The organism is Methanolobus sediminis (assembly GCF_031312595.1).
In the GTDB taxonomy this organism is placed as follows: domain Archaea; phylum Halobacteriota; class Methanosarcinia; order Methanosarcinales; family Methanosarcinaceae; genus Methanolobus; species Methanolobus sediminis.
In genome coordinates this window covers 223120-239264 of record NZ_CP133592.1, presented here as the reverse complement: position 1 = coordinate 239264, position 16145 = coordinate 223120, and the positions used below count along the sequence as shown (strand labels likewise).

17 protein-coding genes are annotated in these 16145 nt (G+C 38.9%); 13 read left to right on the top strand and 4 right to left on the bottom strand.

The features are described from left to right. Nucleotides 1-7 precede the first annotated feature (7 nt). Both RE474_RS01155 and RE474_RS01150 read right to left on the bottom strand, forming a co-directional pair. Nucleotides 8-811, bottom strand: coding sequence for an indole-3-glycerol phosphate synthase TrpC (locus tag RE474_RS01155; RefSeq protein WP_309311161.1), 804 nt, complete (start codon nt 809-811; stop codon nt 8-10). Nucleotides 812-979: 168 nt separating this feature from the next. Further along, complete coding sequence (locus RE474_RS01150) at nt 980-1783, bottom strand: hypothetical protein (protein ID WP_309311160.1); 804 nt, start codon at nt 1781-1783, stop codon at nt 980-982. A gap of 160 nt (nt 1784-1943) precedes the next feature. Between RE474_RS01150 and RE474_RS01145 the strand changes: the two genes are divergently transcribed. Together RE474_RS01145 and RE474_RS01140 are read left to right on the top strand one after the other, a co-directional pair. After that, complete coding sequence (locus RE474_RS01145) at nt 1944-2747, top strand: flagellin (protein WP_309311157.1); 804 nt, start codon at nt 1944-1946, stop codon at nt 2745-2747. Nucleotides 2748-2799: 52 nt separating this feature from the next. Then, entirely contained in the window at nt 2800-3582 is a 783-nt protein-coding gene (locus RE474_RS01140) for a flagellin (protein ID WP_309311159.1), read from the top strand. 600 nt (nt 3583-4182) lie between these two features. Here RE474_RS01140 and RE474_RS01135 read toward each other — a convergent pair. Further along, the gene (locus tag RE474_RS01135; protein WP_288070761.1) at nt 4183-4545 is read right to left on the bottom strand and encodes a hypothetical protein; all 363 of its coding nucleotides are present in this window, start codon (nt 4543-4545) and stop codon (nt 4183-4185) included. Next, nucleotides 4538-5329, bottom strand: coding sequence for a hypothetical protein (locus RE474_RS01130; RefSeq protein ID WP_309311158.1), 792 nt, complete (start codon nt 5327-5329; stop codon nt 4538-4540). Before RE474_RS01130 ends, RE474_RS01135 begins: the two co-directional genes overlap by 8 nt. Nucleotides 5330-5487: 158 nt before the next feature. Between RE474_RS01130 and RE474_RS01125 the strand changes: the two genes are divergently transcribed. The 11 genes from RE474_RS01125 to RE474_RS01075 all read left to right on the top strand — a co-directional run bounded on the left by RE474_RS01125 (nt 5488) and on the right by RE474_RS01075 (nt 16140). After that, nucleotides 5488-6291, top strand: coding sequence for a flagellin (locus RE474_RS01125; protein WP_309311157.1), 804 nt, complete (start codon nt 5488-5490; stop codon nt 6289-6291). Between the two features lie 55 nt (nt 6292-6346). After that, complete coding sequence (locus RE474_RS01120; protein WP_309312266.1) at nt 6347-7126, top strand: flagellin; 780 nt, start codon at nt 6347-6349, stop codon at nt 7124-7126. 42 nt (nt 7127-7168) lie between these two features. Further along, nucleotides 7169-7837: a hypothetical protein gene (locus tag RE474_RS01115; protein ID WP_309311156.1), complete on the top strand. Its 669-nt coding sequence runs from the start codon at nt 7169-7171 to the stop codon at nt 7835-7837. A gap of 118 nt (nt 7838-7955) precedes the next feature. Beyond that, nucleotides 7956-8891 carry a hypothetical protein gene (locus RE474_RS01110; RefSeq protein WP_309311155.1) on the top strand — a complete coding sequence of 312 codons (936 nt, stop codon included), beginning with the start codon at nt 7956-7958 and terminating at the stop codon, nt 8889-8891. 26 nt (nt 8892-8917) lie between these two features. Continuing rightward, the gene (locus tag RE474_RS01105; protein WP_309311154.1) at nt 8918-10936 is read left to right on the top strand and encodes a hypothetical protein; all 2019 of its coding nucleotides are present in this window, start codon (nt 8918-8920) and stop codon (nt 10934-10936) included. Continuing rightward, nucleotides 10936-12012, top strand: coding sequence for a histone deacetylase family protein (locus tag RE474_RS01100; RefSeq protein WP_309311153.1), 1077 nt, complete (start codon nt 10936-10938; stop codon nt 12010-12012). The genes RE474_RS01105 and RE474_RS01100 overlap by 1 nt, the downstream gene beginning before the upstream one ends. A 15-nt stretch (nt 12013-12027) precedes the next feature. After that, nucleotides 12028-12888 carry a hypothetical protein gene (locus RE474_RS01095; protein ID WP_309311152.1) on the top strand — a complete coding sequence of 287 codons (861 nt, stop codon included), beginning with the start codon at nt 12028-12030 and terminating at the stop codon, nt 12886-12888. Between the two features lie 211 nt (nt 12889-13099). Beyond that, nucleotides 13100-13687, top strand: a complete 588-nt coding sequence (locus RE474_RS01090) for a hypothetical protein (protein WP_309311151.1) — start codon at nt 13100-13102, stop codon at nt 13685-13687. 34 nt (nt 13688-13721) lie between these two features. Beyond that, complete coding sequence (locus RE474_RS01085) at nt 13722-14639, top strand: V4R domain-containing protein (RefSeq protein WP_309311150.1); 918 nt, start codon at nt 13722-13724, stop codon at nt 14637-14639. Between the two features lie 5 nt (nt 14640-14644). Further along, nucleotides 14645-15055: a hypothetical protein gene (locus RE474_RS01080; RefSeq protein WP_309311149.1), complete on the top strand. Its 411-nt coding sequence runs from the start codon at nt 14645-14647 to the stop codon at nt 15053-15055. Next, nucleotides 15052-16140, top strand: a complete 1089-nt coding sequence (locus RE474_RS01075) for an RAD55 family ATPase (RefSeq protein WP_309311148.1) — start codon at nt 15052-15054, stop codon at nt 16138-16140. Before RE474_RS01080 ends, RE474_RS01075 begins: the two co-directional genes overlap by 4 nt. The last annotated feature ends 5 nt before the right edge of the window (nt 16141-16145 follow it).

The following is a 16145-nucleotide window of genomic DNA, read 5'->3' as shown; positions in this document are numbered from 1 at the left end:
TCTTTTATTAATCGTCAAGTGCATCGACAAGCTCTTTCGTCTTTGCGTATATCTCTCCGCTCTTTATGATGGATGTACCAACAAGTACTGCATCAGCCCCGGCTTTAACAACCATCTTTACATCATCAATGGTGTGCATTCCGCTTTCACTGATTATGGTGTGCTCTTGTCCATTTATCCTATCAAAATCTTTAACAAGCGGTATAAGTTGAAGCGTTGTAGCAAGATCTATCCCAAGATTGCTTAGATCCCTATTATTTATTCCAATTATCCTTGTTTTAGTTTCAAGCGCATTTTTAAGTTCATTCTCATTGTGGACTTCAACAAGAGGCTCAAATCCTTTTGATATGGCCATGTCCGTCATTTTTCCAAGCTTGTCGCCAAGAATACCTGCTATTAATAATATAAGGTCGCTTTCAATTTCATTGAATTGAATCTCATCGATAATGAAATCCTTGCGTAAAACAGGAAGTGATATTTTCTTTCTCACTGATATGAGATTGTCTGTTGACCCATGGAAAAATTCAGGCTCCGTTAAAACAGATATTGCTACTGCTCCGGCTTTTTCCATTTCTGATGCTATCATAGCTGCATCTTCAGGATTAATATCCCTAAGTTTTTTTCCAGGTGATGCAGGTTTAACTTCAGAGATAACTGCAACTTTTCCCTGGAGTTTCTTTTCCTTGATAGCAGCAACTATGTCCCTTTTATTGCTACTTCTTTTTTTAGCTGAAGATCGTTCTGTCTTTGTGTTAAGGTTCTGGACTCTTTTTTCAGTAGAGCTGACTATATCATTTATTACGGCATGCATCTAATAACCACTTATGTTCTGTAATGTACAAAAACGTACATGGATGTAAATGTATATAAGACTGCCGGTCTTCTACATATAATACCTAGTTTTCCTGCAGCCTTTCCTTTTGCTGTTTATTCAGGTGTAAGATTTTCTAAAAAAGAATTCCTAAATAATAATGGGATCTCATGCTATATCAGTCTCATCTTTCAGATAAAACTCAATATTATGATCAGTGTGCATACTCTGCTTACCGTTTGTCTGTTCCTGAATGCCCAGCTTTTCCTGAACCGTCATCGGAGGGAAATAAGCAAGATAAGCAAGTATTATCCCTATAAAAACAAATAATCTTGCAAACATTTGCATTACATCAACTATTGCTATCATGTCGGTAAGCATAAAATCAAATACAAAAGAAATAGCTACAAGTGGCAGAGCTGTTCTGTACCTTAATCTTTTTGGCATCCTCTGTAGCAGTATCAACAGTAACAATCCAAGTATCATGGAAGTGGGAATGACAAACAATCCCATGAGATACAAATTAATTGCAGCATCGCTATTGATCATAAAAATGGAACCCCATTCTGTAACTATAGGTCCAACTATTCCACTATCGTAAAGGAAAGTAAGATATGCTGCTCCTATAAGTGTGAAGAAGAGTGAAGTATATTCTCCGATCTTTTTGCTACCTGTTATTACATATATTATGAAAAAAACAAGCGGGACTGAAATGAATGCAAAAGGAATTGCTGTAACAAAATACATTATTGCATCAATTTCCTGATTACCTGAATAAGCTGCAAACATTCTGATTGTTGTTGGCAGGTACATAAGTCCGACCATGGTCCAGAATACGATCAGTGAAAAAAGAGCAGGCTTGCTATTTTCTTTGTAACTCTCCTTGTTTCTGGAAAGTACCCATGCAAAGGCAAGGGATGTCAATGTGATTGCAAAACATATTGTTCCATTTAACAGAAGTCCTTGGTTCATTCCTGTCTACTATTAATTAGTTATATTTTATTTATATATTTTCATTGTTCAAAAGTTGCGAGTTTGATGTTTGATATTTCCAACCAAATGGTATTTATATTATTCATTACTATATTAGTGACATATCCAAAAATAAATGGATATAAGAGGAGGATCGTACATGAAAGCAAACAACGCATTACATTTGAAAAATAATACCAGAGCTCAGGTGGGTATTGGTACTCTTATCATATTCATCGCTATGGTTCTAGTAGCAGCAGTTGCTGCTGCTGTATTGATTCAGACTTCCGGTACACTTCAGCAGAAAGCTCAGTCAACCGGTAAGCAGGCAACACAGGAAGTATCATCTAACCTCATGGTAAAAACCATTGAGGGAGTACGTGCTAAGAACACTTCAACCGACATGTCAGACACAATTGACCTTCTTAAGCTTAAGGTCGGTCTTAATGTAGGTAGTGCTTCTGTGGATGTAAATCAGGTAGTCGTTTCTATTAGTGATGGTACAACAGCTAACAACCTTGTCTATGCAGGCAATGAAAAGTCCTATGCATCAACCGGTGCTTCTGATGGTAACATGAGCGCTTTCTCAGATACTAATGCTACTGCAAATCTTGAAAAGCTTCTTAGTGCGACCAGTACGGTAGGTAATAATTCAGAATACTACTATACTGTAGAAAAGATCCGTGATGAAGATTCTTCATTCTCTCAAGCAAACCCCGTAATGAATACTGGTGACCTTATCACTTTGTATATTGCTACTACATCTTCTGCTTCACAGGGTACTACTTATCCTAATGTAGGCGACATTACTGGTTTAAGCACCCTTAAAAGTTCAGGACTTACCCTTGTTCCAAGGACAACTGTGAATATCGTTCTTACTCCTGAATCTGGTGCAGCAACAACAGCAGATTTCGTACTGCCATCATCATATGGTGTGACAGAGACCGTTCAGTTGTATCCATAAATAATGATGTGCGATTTGTTCGCACATATTATTTTCTAAAGAGGTTATTGTTATGAAAGCAAACAAAAGATTCTTTAATGTGGATACAAATGCTCAGGTGGGTATTGGTACCCTTATCATATTCATTGCAATGGTACTTGTTGCCGCAGTAGCAGCAGCAGTTCTTATCCAGACATCTGGCACATTACAACAGAAAGCACAGTCTACTGGAAAAGAAGCAACTCAGGAAGTGTCATCTAATTTGATGGTAAAGACAATTGAGGGTATTCGTGCAAAGAACACTTCAACTGATCTAACTGCCAACGTTTCCTTGTTGGAGGTTAAGGTCGGCTTAAATGTTGGTAGCTCTCCTGTTGACATGAACCAAGTAGTCATTTCAATTACGGACGGTACGACAACAAACAATCTTATTTACGCAAATAATGAGAAGACATATGATTCTGCAATGGAGGGTTTCGATACTGATGGTGATGCAAGTGATAATTTACAAGCGCTATTGATAAATTCGACTACTGATGTCGGCAATAATGGTGCATATTTCTTCACTGCAGAAAAGATTCGTGATGAAGATGGTTCATTTACGCAGGAGAAGCCGGTAATGAATACTGGTGATCTTATTACGGTGTATATTTCAACAGTAGCAGATGGTGATACCACTGGTTATACTACAGTTGGTGACTTGTCTAGTCTCACATTATTGGGCACTGGTCTTGAAATTGCTCCTAGGTCATCCATAAGTATTGTGTTTACGCCAGAAGCTGGTGCAGCTACATCTGCAGACTTTGTAACTCCTTCTTCATACGGAACACTTGAAACAGTTAGCTTGTATCCATAAGGTGAATATTTCACCTTATATTTCTTATTTTTAAATTAAAATGCTTTTTCAATATCAATGTATTTTGGAGTTCTTATTTTTCTAAATAAATAATGGCCTTGAAATGCCTATCAACGTTATGCACAACTGGTTTTAACTTATTTCTTTTGCTTTATTTAGTCGCACTTTTGCTAGTTATCTTTAAACTCTCTCAACTTAATAGTTTATTGCAAAGAACAGTAAGCTGTTTTATTCTTGTGAAGAATAAACAGTGATTAGCAAGATAGATTCAAGTGGTTAATTAGTTGTCGTTTAGCAAATGCTATTTTTAGAGGCCAGAAAAAATAGGTATTCCTGAATACCGTATCTTTTACAGAAAAATATTTGTCAGTAGTTTCAAGCTATCAGGTAACCTGTACATAATGCAAAACATTCAATGGTATTGTATCGGCAAAAAGATATTATTAATTAAAACCCCCCATCAAGATGAAGTTCAAAAACGATGTGGGTGTTCAAATTTGTTTTTTTGTGAAAATAGCATCTCTTCAGAGTCTGACACTTATTGATGTTATGGATCATGTCCATTAAGAAAAATGTATCCTTATTGTTTAATGCGGCTTTTTATGGCATCCTTTCTATAATCTCGCCCATTCTCTTATTCTTCTTATAGAATGCAGTGCTATCTTTAAGAAAATTGGATGCAGTTATTCCCTTGTCAGTGATAACGTATCCGCCACGTTTGACTTTTTCAACTAGGCCTTCAAGCTGGAATACAGTTTTCATTTTGCTTCCAATACTACCCTTGTCTGCAAACTGGTCTGTATATTTTCTAATCTCTGAGAATTCAGTGATCTTTCCCTCATTTCTTCCAAGCACTTTCAATATCAACCTGTATTGAATGTCTCCTGGTCCCTGATGGATTCCTAATGATTGGTAGAACTCTGCCACAGCGTTCTCAAGTTCTACATCAATATCATCAGACATCTACATCTTCCTCCTCATCAATGTCGGAGTCTTCGTCATCGTAAAGTTCGTACTGGTATTTCTTAATTCCCAGTTTTTCCTGCAATGTCATTGGCGGGAAATATGCTAAGAATGCCTGTACAGTTCCTATCAGTACAAATATTCTTGCAACAAGCTGCATTACATCCAACATCGTAATCATATCTGTCAACATAAAGTCAAACACAAATGATATTGCAACTAGCGGTAATGCTGTTCTGTATCTGAGGTGTTTTGGCATTTTCTGAAGGAAGATCAACAATAAAAATCCTATGATCATTGCGGTGGGTATCACAAAAAGCCCTATCATGTAGATATTAATTGCAATATCACTATTTATTGTGAATAAGGATGAGTAATCTGAAACGATGGGTCCGATTACACCACTTGTAAATAGTAGCATAAGGTATGATACTCCAAAGAGTACAAAAAGTAGTGAAATATATGCGCTTATTTTTTTATTCCCTACTATAACATATAATATAAAAAATACTAGTGGAACAGCTACAAAAGAAAATGGTACTGCTGCAAGGCTGTACATTACGAGATCTAGATTTTCCCTTCCCACGTAAGCAGCTATCATTCTGATAGTAGTGGGCAGATAAGTAAGTCCCACAAGTGACCATAATATCACGAGTGACCAGAGGGCAGGTTTGCTCTTATCAGTATGCTCTTCTTCACTGCGGGCGAGCACCCATGCAAAAGCAAATGATGATATTGTTATTGCAAAACAGATAGTGGCATTTAGTAATAAGCCTGCATTCATCGCATCCCTCTGATTATTATTTACACATTTTTAATATATAATGCTTCCTCATCACGAACTCTCATTGTTTAATGTTTGATATTTCCAACCAACCACTATATATATTATTAATTGATATATAAAAACATCCATATATTTGGATTATAGGAGGATCGTACATGAAAGCAAACAACGCATTACATTTGAAAAATAATACCAGAGCTCAGGTGGGTATTGGTACTCTTATCATATTCATCGCTATGGTTCTAGTAGCAGCAGTTGCTGCTGCTGTATTGATTCAGACTTCCGGTACACTTCAGCAGAAAGCTCAGTCAACCGGTAAGCAGGCAACACAGGAAGTATCATCTAACCTCATGGTAAAAACCATTGAGGGAGTACGTGCTAAGAACACTTCAACCGACATGTCAGACACAATTGACCTTCTTAAGCTTAAGGTCGGTCTTAATGTAGGTAGTGCTTCTGTGGATGTAAATCAGGTAGTCGTTTCTATTAGTGATGGTACAACAGCTAACAACCTTGTCTATGCAGGCAATGAAAAGTCCTATGCATCAACCGGTGCTTCTGATGGTAACATGAGCGCTTTCTCAGATACTAATGCTACTGCAAATCTTGAAAAGCTTCTTAGTGCGACCAGTACGGTAGGTAATAATTCAGAATACTATTATACTGTAGAAAAGATCCGTGATGAAGATTCCTCATTCTCTCAAGCAAACCCCGTAATGAATACTGGTGACCTTATCACTTTGTATATTGCTACTACATCTTCTGCTTCACAGGGTACTACTTATCCTAATGTAGGCGACATTACTGGTTTAAGCACCCTTAAAAGTTCAGGACTCACTCTTGTTCCAAGGACAACTGTGAATATTGTTCTGACTCCTGAATCTGGTGCAGCGACAACAGCAGATTTCGTACTGCCATCTTCATACGGTGTGACTGAGACTGTTCAGCTGTATCCGTAATTATATGGTTGATGTGTATCAACACATCAACTGATATTTTCAGAGGGGGGTCAATATAGTGCCTAATTCAAATCTCTTTTCGAGGAGCAATACTGCTCAGGTAGGTATTGGTACTCTAATTATTTTCATAGCCATGGTATTGATTGCTGCTGTAGCTGCATCTGTGCTCATTCAGACATCGGGCACACTTCAACAGCAAGCTCAATCTACCGGAAAACAGGCTACTCAGGAAGTGTCATCAAATCTTATCATTAAAAGTATAGAGGGAGTTCGTGCAAAAACAAGTTCAACAATGGCTTCTAATATATCACTTCTAAAAGTAAAAGTGGGTCTTAATGTTGGAAGTTCTCCTGTAGATCTTAATCAGTTAATAATCACAATAACTGATAGTACTAACACGAATGACCTTATTTATGGAAATAACGATAAAACCTATGGTAGTTTGATGGCAAATTTCTCTTCATCTAACAATGCAAGTGCAAACTTAGGTCATTTGTTGACAGGTACTCAGGCTACACCAGGTGCAAATGCTAGATACTTCTTTACTGTGCAGAAAATAAGGGATGAAGACATTTCATTTTCACAGGGCAACCCTATCATGAATACAGGTGATCTGGTGACAATCTATATATCAGTAGTAGCAGATGGTGATCTTTCATATACAACAATAGATGGGGTAACAACCAATAGTAATCAGAAAGATTCCAATCTGGATGTTGCACCACGGTCGGCTGTATCAATAGTTATGACTCCTGAGGCTGGAGCTACTACAAAGGCTGAATTTATAACACCTTCATCATATGGTACCAGAGAAACGATACAATTATATCCATAAGGTGAAATAATAATATTCACCTTTACTTTTTTGAGGGATTTCATGTCAAAAAAAAGTCTGTTAATATCTTTGATTATTATTTTATCATTTATTCCTTTATCCTCTGCAGATGCTATTTTTACAAATGGGTTGCAGTTTTATGATACTTCTATTGATTTCACGATTAATGAAGTGTATACCGGAACTGATGCTGAAGCCTTCAGATTGAGTCTTGATGCTGACAATAATAGTATCGTAAGTGAGGATGAAGTTGAAAATTTTGTAGATGAATTCAAAAGGAACTGTACAGGCCAATACTTAAGTTATGTTTTAATAGATGGTGGGAATGCCGTACTTTCTCTTGATTCCTTTAATATGAATGTTTCCGGTGCAAGAGGCAATGTAAGCACTTCTGAAATAAAGGTCACAGTTAATATTGTATATGGTGTGCCTGAATCACTGGAAAGTGGAAAACATAGCTTATGGGTTCTAGGACATCCTGCAATTGAAAAGATGAGTATTTCTCTGCCTTCTGAAATGATAATAACTGATATAGATGGCATTGATGAACTTCATACATCCTGTGATTCCGGACGGCAGTTGATCGAAGGGCGTAGCGGTATTCGTTCATTTATTGTTGATGATCGCCAGGCATTTGAGTATGCTGTAATGATTGAAACGGGCAAATCAAGATTTATTGCAGATTTCTCTCGTTTTCCTTCTTTATTCTAATTTTCATCTTTATTCATTTTTCTAACGCGCAATATATACAATTAGCACAAATAAAATTAAGTACTATGCCTATATTATAATAGCTTAATAATAATATTTGATCATCTCAGGTGCTTAAATGAAACACAAGTATTGTTCAGTTATTTTGGTATTTGTTATCCTGTTAAGTGTGTATAGTAGTGGTTGTGTCAGTAGTGACCCCGAAGAAGAAGTACCTGAAATAGTGACCACATTTTTGACTGCTATTAATGATGATGATTTTAATACTGCCTTTAATATGTACACAGGTAAGGATTTCCTTGCGGTTGCAAGTATTGAAATGATATTCAGCAATAAAGGAATTGAACCTGGTACGATCCAGAATATAAATATTGTTTCTCAGGAAATTAATGGATCGGCTGCTGTTGTTGATGTGGAATGTACAGTGTTAAGCCCTGATGGCCAAAACAGCACTATTCCTATATATTTTATTCTCCAGAATAGTCAGCTGGGATGGATCATTACAAGAGTGTCATTCACAGTTCCATTAACACTTGATAATGTAGACGAAGTAAATATCGAGATGGAGACTACAAAAATCGATGTTATTGCAAATAATGCTCCACTGATATTTATTGCTGCTGTGATTATGCTCGGCCTCGGTCTTTACATTGATAAGAAAGATAAAGCCAGGAAAAAGGAGAACAGCAGAATTATTGATGTTTCTGGTGCAACTCCGATACAGAAGGAATCCATTGCACAATATGTAAAATTTGTTCCTTCACAGCAGATCACCATAGGGAAAACAGCTACCATAGATGTGTGGGTTAAGAATTTTACACAGCAGCCATATCACGATTTTGCTATCAAAGGTAAGTTCGCAAATACCCTTGAGCCTGAAAAGATCAATCTGTTCTTTGATACAATAGCTCCTGGAGAAACTGTAAAGAGGACTTGGGTAGTGAAACCAAAGCTTTCGGGCTGGGCTTCCATTGAAGATCCAACAGTAGTATTCAATTATGGTGGAACGAAGTATATGGGTGTGCTTGATTCAGTGTGGTTGCAGGTTCAGTGATTTACAGCTATCTATATGTGGGTGATATGGTGTCTTCAGATGCAGAAAAAAACGGTGAATCAGATAAACATTTGTCTTCTGACGTTATGAAAAAGCTGAACGAGGCATTTCTCTCTCATTTTGATGGGAATAAGCCTGGTAAAAGTACAATTGACCTTTCAGAAAAAGATGCCATTCTTAATCTTATAAAATCTGGTGCTGTAGATGAAGATGCCAGCGATTCGGACAAGGTTACCGAGGGCAAAAAAATGATTGTCATCGGTGAAGGCTTTATTGAGGCAGGGGATGAGACTATAACTTATTCTGATGATCAGGATATGGAAATTGAGCCATCTGCAACATTTCCTTCTTTTGAAGTAAATGTTCCTGATGTCCTGTCAGGTGCTTTTGATGATGTATCTTATCAGTCTGTTGAAATTGAAACGGATGACGAGAAAAGTACTGTAAAGGATGAAGAAAAAGATTACTCAAAAGCTGTGTCTGATATTCTTCAAAAGACCCCAAAAGTTCCTAAAATTTCTTCTTATCAGCATTCTGAAGGCTCTGAAACTGTTAATGCACACTCACAAGTTTCACAAACCACCAGTAAGCAGTCTACTGAGGCAAAGTCTCTTCAACAGGTATCCATTCCAAAAAAGGAAATACCTCCGCAACCAGCAAAGACTATGCAAAAACCGATTGCACAGAATTATGTAGCCGATTCTGTGCCTGAAGCGCCATCGGTTGCACCGACTAAAGCACAAACTGGAACTGTTGCAGCTAAAGTTCCAACTCCTTCGATGGCCAGGGCTGATGTAAGTGCAGGAAAGCATGCTCCTGTTTCTTCTGTAAAAGCTGCATCAACGAAGCCCGCTAAAGTTACTCCTAAACCCGCAACTCCGAAAGTAGTTCCTCCGGTAACGACTGATGCTCCAAAGCCAACTGTTGCAGTAAAAAAGAAAATTTCAGATGAACCGGCTTCTCCTGTGAATATTGCATTCCTTTACAATGAGGATCATATGAAGCATGATGCTTCATTACTTTCGATTATTACTCATGAGAAACCGGAGCGTATAATCAAGGCCATGTGGTATCTGGAAAAGAACAAGGTTTTTACTGATGGTACATGCACATTGATCAGTGATTTCCAGACTGCTAAAGAAGAGGATCTGTACAGGGTTCATGGTAAAGAATATGTTTCTTTCGTAAAATCATATTCAGGTTCAGGTGGAGGATTTTTAGGTGACAGTACGTATATGACATCAGGTTCGTACGATATCGCAAAAACAGCAGTGGGGGCAGCTATGCAAGCTGGAGATCTGCTTGTTGATGGTAAGTTTACCCATGCTTTTGTCCTGACACGACCTCCGGGACATCATGCAAGTTCTGAGAAATACGGAGGTTTCTGTCTTTTTAATAATGCAGCAGTGCTTGCAAGACATCTTCAGCATAACAGGAAGGTTGGTAAGGTATTGATCCTTGACTGGGATGCTCATGCAGGTGACGGTACCATGGAAATATTCTATGAAGACCCTTCTGTGATGCTGATATCTCTTCACCGTGATCCTCATGGTTTCTATCCAAGAAAGGGTTTCAGCAATGAAACCGGTGAGAATGCAGGTAAAGGATACACAATGAATATAGAAATGCCTGCAGGATCAAGTAATGATGAGTATATGTATGCTTTTGATGAAGCAGTTATTCCTATGATAGAGCATTTCAATCCTGATTTTGTAGTACTTAGCTGTGGTTTTGATGCCCATTATCATGAAATGAATATCGGGCTGGCACTGGATTCAGATGCTTATCACCAGATGACCGCAAAATTGCATTCAGTGTTTAAGGGGCCTATTGTTTTCCTGCTTGAAGGTGGCTATCATGATTTTAATGGGCAGCTATGTCATAGTGTATTAAGTTCTCTCCACGGACGTCCCAATCCGGTTCAGGATAAACAGGAAATATCTAGCTTTAAGCAGAACCAACAAAAACAGATATTTGCAGAGACGCAGAAAAAGGTTGCTGAAACAAAAAGCAATCACCCTGTTCTATTATCAGAGGAGTCCTGATGACCCGGGTAGGTATCACTTTCAATAAAAATCATTATTTGCATGATTCATTATTGAATGGCTACCCCTGTCCTGAAAATCCTTTGAGGATCAAGAATATACTTGAATATCTTGAGAACAGCGGTCTTATTGATGATGATAAATTCCATTTCTATGATGCTTCTCCGGCATCTATGAGGGACATTTTGCGGGTGCATACGGGAGAGTATGTAGACCTCATAAAGGCCTGCACCAGAGATCCACGTCAAAGCCCTGGTAAGGATGTATATGTTTGTCCTTCTTCTTTTGATGTGGTCCTCCAGGCATTAGGATGTGTTCTGAAAGCCGGGGAGCTGGTGGCAACAGGTGAATGCAAACATTCTTACGCGATAATACGTCCTCCGGGTCATCATGCAGGCCCAGATTCATGTAATGGCTTTTGCCTGTTCAACAATTCAGGAATTCTGGCCCGTTATATGCAAGAAGTAAAAGGACTTGAAAGGATTGCAATTGTCAATATTGATGCACACGCTTCGGATGGTACATATTCTGCTTTTGAAGCGGATCAGCAGGTATTATGTATATCGATACACCAGAATCAGAAAACACTTTACCCGTTTAAGGGTTTCATCAGGGATATTGGTGTCAGGCCCGCACTCGGATACTGTATAAACATGGAAATGCCTACTGAATCAGGCAATCCCGAATATTCCTTATTTTATGATGAAGTCGCGGAAAAAGTGCTTGACAAGTTTGATCCACAGTTAGTTATTCTTGAATGTGGTTTCGATGCTTATCACAAAGAGCCACTGGCAAAATTGAATCTGACTATTGATGGGTACTATAGAATGATATTTAAACTTGCAAGTAAATGGAGCGTTGTAACCTTGCTTGAAGGCGGTTATCATGATGATCTTGGTCTTCTCGCATCTGTTGTCCTGCGAGCACTGGCAGGAATTGAGAATATTGGGGATGAGGTTGATCAGATTGATCTGCTTGCATCAAGGCATGTTAAAACCAGAAAAGAGTTTAATAATAATCTGTCTCTTCTGAAAACAAGGCTTGAGCCATATTGGGGTCCATGGGATCGTAGTTAAGGGGTAGTTGGTTAAATGTTCGAACTTGGAAAAAGTGAAGATGGTATTACGTTTTATAAACTTGAACATGCTTTTGAGCTGGACAAGTTGACAATAGGTGAATTCACTTATTTCAGGAAATATCTTGGCATGTCTGATTACCTGTCAAATTTCCAGAGCTGGCTTAAAAGGCCAACTGTAGTTCTTGTGGTTGCTGTAAAAGACAATACTGTGCTTGGCTGGTCCATGAATGAGAAATGGAGCTCTCCTGCAAGTGATGGAAGGCCAACGTTTGTCCTCCGTGGTATAGAAGTATCACCAAAGCTGGCCAGGACTGGTATGGGAAAAAAGATATTCTGCTTTATTTCAGGAATACTTGTAGGACATATTATTACAAAACCTGTGAACAAGATCGCAAAACTGTTCTTTGAGTCACTGGATTTTGCAGAATCAACATACAAGAGTCCTGTAGATCTGGGAAATTATCCTGGTTATCTGATACTTGAGGAAAGTAGAAAGAAGACAATAACATGTGAGGGGATCATTCCCAATGAAAGTGGTGTAAAAGCTTGCAGGCTCAAACTTTTCCCAAAGGAGGCGGTTTCTGGCTCCCTTATTAATATGAAAAAGGAACCTGAAGTCTCAGATTCAGATTCTTCTGCAGGCAGTCCTGAGCATATGACTACTCATATTTCTGCTGAACAACTTCCTGAGGACACCCCAAGTCCTGTGGACTTTGAAGGTAAGTTCCTTGGAGAGCAAAAAATGATGTCTCCGTGTAAATGTGGAAATTATCTGGTGAACAAATATATGGTCACAGGCAAAAGAAGCGGTACAGCTTTTATATGTGCAAATTGCAATGTTGAAAGGTATTTCCTTCCGATGAAGAAAAAGTAAATGGACATTTCTTTACTTGTATTTACTTTTTGGTTATTATTGTTATTATTAGTAGTATTTTTACATTCATTATCAAAATGGTATTTTGTCTCATAAGTGCAAAAGTTGCTAATTTCCTCCATTCAACAGAAGGGTATTAATACAGTCAATACAATAATATCCATAATTATAATACTAGATATATAATTTATTTGTATGGGGTCTTTTTATTATGGCTCAAGAGCAGGGTATCGCAAAAGTTGATCTTAGTTATATTTATAAAGCAGTGATGATGGGTAATTCTCTTTACTCTGACAATTGGGAGAAAGGTGTTCTCTATCTTACCAATCTAAACCTTTGGTTCTCAGAAGGTGGAGGATGGTTAACAATTCCCCTGAAAAGTGTTACCATGGTAGGCAGGGAAGTATCGGATCCAATTCGTGCAAAGGCTCAACGCACAATCGGGACTTCACACGTCCTTTTGCTAGATTATCTCCAGCCATCATCTGTTGTAGAAGGAGCCACAGCTACAGCTACTGCTTTACTTGCAGGTAATGAAGCAGTGATCAATACGCTCAAGGCTTATCTGCAACCAATGTGTGGCACACCTCCAAAGAAACAATCCCTTTCTGATGTTGATAAAAAGCTCCTTTACATGCTTTTCACCGGTGTGAATGATTTGCAGAAACTGACCTTCTTCATCGGTGTCGATAATGACACGCTTGCATCCAGTTTTAAGAATCTGAGGGAAGCAAACATGTGTGACACTTCAGGAAAGCTTACTGAACAGGGTCTAAAGCAGATCAAGGAGATGATGTGAAATGATTCTAATCATTACAGAGGGGGAATTATAAGTGGCAGATCCTGGTCTCCCTCCTTTTATGACTAATTCGGCCGGTGGACCGCCTCCGGCAATGGATGGTAGTTTTGGACAGTCCATGGGAGCTTTTGGAGCACTACTGAAACTCCAGCAGAACATCAGTGACAGGTTCCCAAAAGCTAAGGTTCCCTGGAATGAAACGAGGAAATTCCTTAAAGCAAGCACAATAGACCAGATAAGAGCAACATCGCTTTACAAGTTCCATATGAAATTCTTCAAGGATATTGGTCTTGGAAACATGCAACTGATCTCGTATGCACCAATGCACTATATATTTGCAGTTCCAAACAATCCCGTATGCAATTTTTATCCGGCACTGCAGAACCAGAAGGTTTGTGTAGCTACAACTGATGCTCTGCACAGGTTCTTCAGGGAAGACCTAGAACTTGAATGCTCTGTTGAGGAAACCGAGTGCATCAAGAATGGAGATCCATATTGTAAATTCAAGGTAGACCTCCAGCCTATATCCGCATATCAGGTCATGCTGGATGAGTATGATAAAAAAATATTATCCGGTATCAGGCCACCTGTTGATGATAATGAGCTCAGGGACAGGGTAAGGATACTTACGATTTACAAATTACTTGACAGCGGTCGTCTGTCTGAAATTGGTAACGCTTACATGCAGTTTGCCAACAGCATGCCGGTACAGGAGAAGGTGTTTGATCCTCCATGGAAGCTTCAGGAAGAACTTTCTTCCATAGCTGAATCACATAGTACTTTTGGCGGTGCTTTTGGTGCAATGGCCCAGAAGATACAGGTACCAGACAATTCTGCTCCGGCTGCAGCTGCACCAGCTGTGTCTGAGGAAACAGCAAAATTACAGGAAGAAGCTAAAAAGACGGATAGCTTTGCCGAGCTTCTTGCTAAAATGAAGAAGGATCAGCAGTGATTATCATGGCAGGTTACAGATCAGTTTCGTCCTATACTCATCTGGATGAATTCGTAGGTGAGAATGTGAGGGTGATAACAAATAGTTCACATTACAGAGGTGAATGTGAAAAGATAGACCGGGAAAATAACAATGTACTTCTGAGAAATGTTGTTAAGAAAAATGAAACCGGATGGGTAGAAGTTAGTGATTATATGCTGGTCATGGGTCACTCAATCGAGTCGGTCTATGTTGAAAAGAGCTTTCCTTTTGACAGCAATGAATCGCTCATTCTTTCAATTAAGCATGGGTCTGAGCTTTCAGATTCTCAACCAGCTATTGAAGGACTGGATAGAATTACAGAAAATATTGAGATTACAAATATTAGTGAATTATACAGCCTTGATGAAGTAGTACTTCCGGAGGAATTTAAATGAGCAGCGAAACACGAATACCAACCGGAATTGCAGGTCTTGACAGAGTAATTGAAGGTGGTGTACGCGATAAGTCCACCCTTCTGGTCGTAGGTTCCAGTGGTACCGGAAAATCAACCTTTGCAATGCAGTATCTGAATTATGGTCTTGAGCATGGAGAGAACGGTCTCTACATCAGTATGGAAGAACCACCTGAGCAGATCATGCGTGAAGCAAAGATGCTTGGATTTAACCTTGATAAGTATTATGAAAAAGAATTATTCTTCTTCCATTCAAAAGGAAAGGATTTCGTCAAACTCGTAGACGAGCAGCTTCCGGCCCTTGTGGAAGCAAATAAGAATTATGCTGTAAAGACGCGTGTGATAATCGATCCTTTGACTCCGCTTATTTGGGCGATACAGGATAAACAGGAGCAGCGTGAGATCATCACAAAACTGTTCTATACACTAAAGCAGCTTGGTCCTGTTCTTATCACTACAGAAGAACACGCAGCACCAGGTGAGACCATTGGAGAGGATGTGCTGATTCCTATCTACATGTCAGACGGTGCAGTACACCTGACATACAGGCCTATTGGTGGAGCATTTAACAGGGCACTTGAGATAGTCAAGATGCGTGCAACAAGACATGGTGAGGAAGTCTATCCATACATATTTGTTCGTGGTGTAGGTGTTGTTGTAAGAACTACTCCACTCATATCAGCTGAAGACATACACAAGTATGATGATGTCTTTGACAAAGCTATCAGGACAGCCGCTGACATTGGTGCCAGTGAGAGAATGCTTGAGCGCCTGGTATATGTCAAAGAGAATTGGTCATATCCGTTCTCTCCAAAGGAGACACTCCAGATATTCTTCGAATCTCAGGGTCTTAATGATGCAGTAACAAAAGAAGAGCTTGAAAAAAGAAAAAAAATAGAAGCAAGCTCTCCGCAGTCTCAGCTTGATATTGCTGAACTTTCAGGAGGTACACTTCAGGTTGATGATAACGTTGTCATGCCTGACTTCCAGGAAGAGGCATTTGATTCGGATGAAGAAAGTCTTATTGAAATAGACAGTCTGAGTGAGCTGGAAGAGCTTATCCGTTAAGGTAA

What these genes read in the sequence shown, in the direction of transcription:
- RE474_RS01155 (WP_309311161.1), bottom strand. Translation starts at nt 811, where the DNA reads ATGCATGCCGTAATAAATGATATAGTCAGCTCTACTGAAAAAAGAGTC.
- RE474_RS01150 (WP_309311160.1), bottom strand. Translation starts at nt 1,783, where the DNA reads ATGAACCAAGGACTTCTGTTAAATGGAACAATATGTTTTGCAATCACA.
- RE474_RS01145 (WP_309311157.1), top strand. Translation starts at nt 1,944, where the DNA reads ATGAAAGCAAACAACGCATTACATTTGAAAAATAATACCAGAGCTCAG.
- RE474_RS01140 (WP_309311159.1), top strand. Translation starts at nt 2,800, where the DNA reads ATGAAAGCAAACAAAAGATTCTTTAATGTGGATACAAATGCTCAGGTG.
- RE474_RS01135 (WP_288070761.1), bottom strand. Translation starts at nt 4,545, where the DNA reads ATGTCTGATGATATTGATGTAGAACTTGAGAACGCTGTGGCAGAGTTC.
- RE474_RS01130 (WP_309311158.1), bottom strand. Translation starts at nt 5,329, where the DNA reads ATGAATGCAGGCTTATTACTAAATGCCACTATCTGTTTTGCAATAACA.
- RE474_RS01125 (WP_309311157.1), top strand. Translation starts at nt 5,488, where the DNA reads ATGAAAGCAAACAACGCATTACATTTGAAAAATAATACCAGAGCTCAG.
- RE474_RS01115 (WP_309311156.1), top strand. Translation starts at nt 7,169, where the DNA reads ATGTCAAAAAAAAGTCTGTTAATATCTTTGATTATTATTTTATCATTT.
- RE474_RS01110 (WP_309311155.1), top strand. Translation starts at nt 7,956, where the DNA reads ATGAAACACAAGTATTGTTCAGTTATTTTGGTATTTGTTATCCTGTTA.
- RE474_RS01105 (WP_309311154.1), top strand. Translation starts at nt 8,918, where the DNA reads ATGGTGTCTTCAGATGCAGAAAAAAACGGTGAATCAGATAAACATTTG.
- RE474_RS01100 (WP_309311153.1), top strand. Translation starts at nt 10,936, where the DNA reads ATGACCCGGGTAGGTATCACTTTCAATAAAAATCATTATTTGCATGAT.
- RE474_RS01095 (WP_309311152.1), top strand. Translation starts at nt 12,028, where the DNA reads ATGTTCGAACTTGGAAAAAGTGAAGATGGTATTACGTTTTATAAACTT.
- RE474_RS01090 (WP_309311151.1), top strand. Translation starts at nt 13,100, where the DNA reads ATGGCTCAAGAGCAGGGTATCGCAAAAGTTGATCTTAGTTATATTTAT.
- RE474_RS01080 (WP_309311149.1), top strand. Translation starts at nt 14,645, where the DNA reads ATGGCAGGTTACAGATCAGTTTCGTCCTATACTCATCTGGATGAATTC.
- RE474_RS01075 (WP_309311148.1), top strand. Translation starts at nt 15,052, where the DNA reads ATGAGCAGCGAAACACGAATACCAACCGGAATTGCAGGTCTTGACAGA.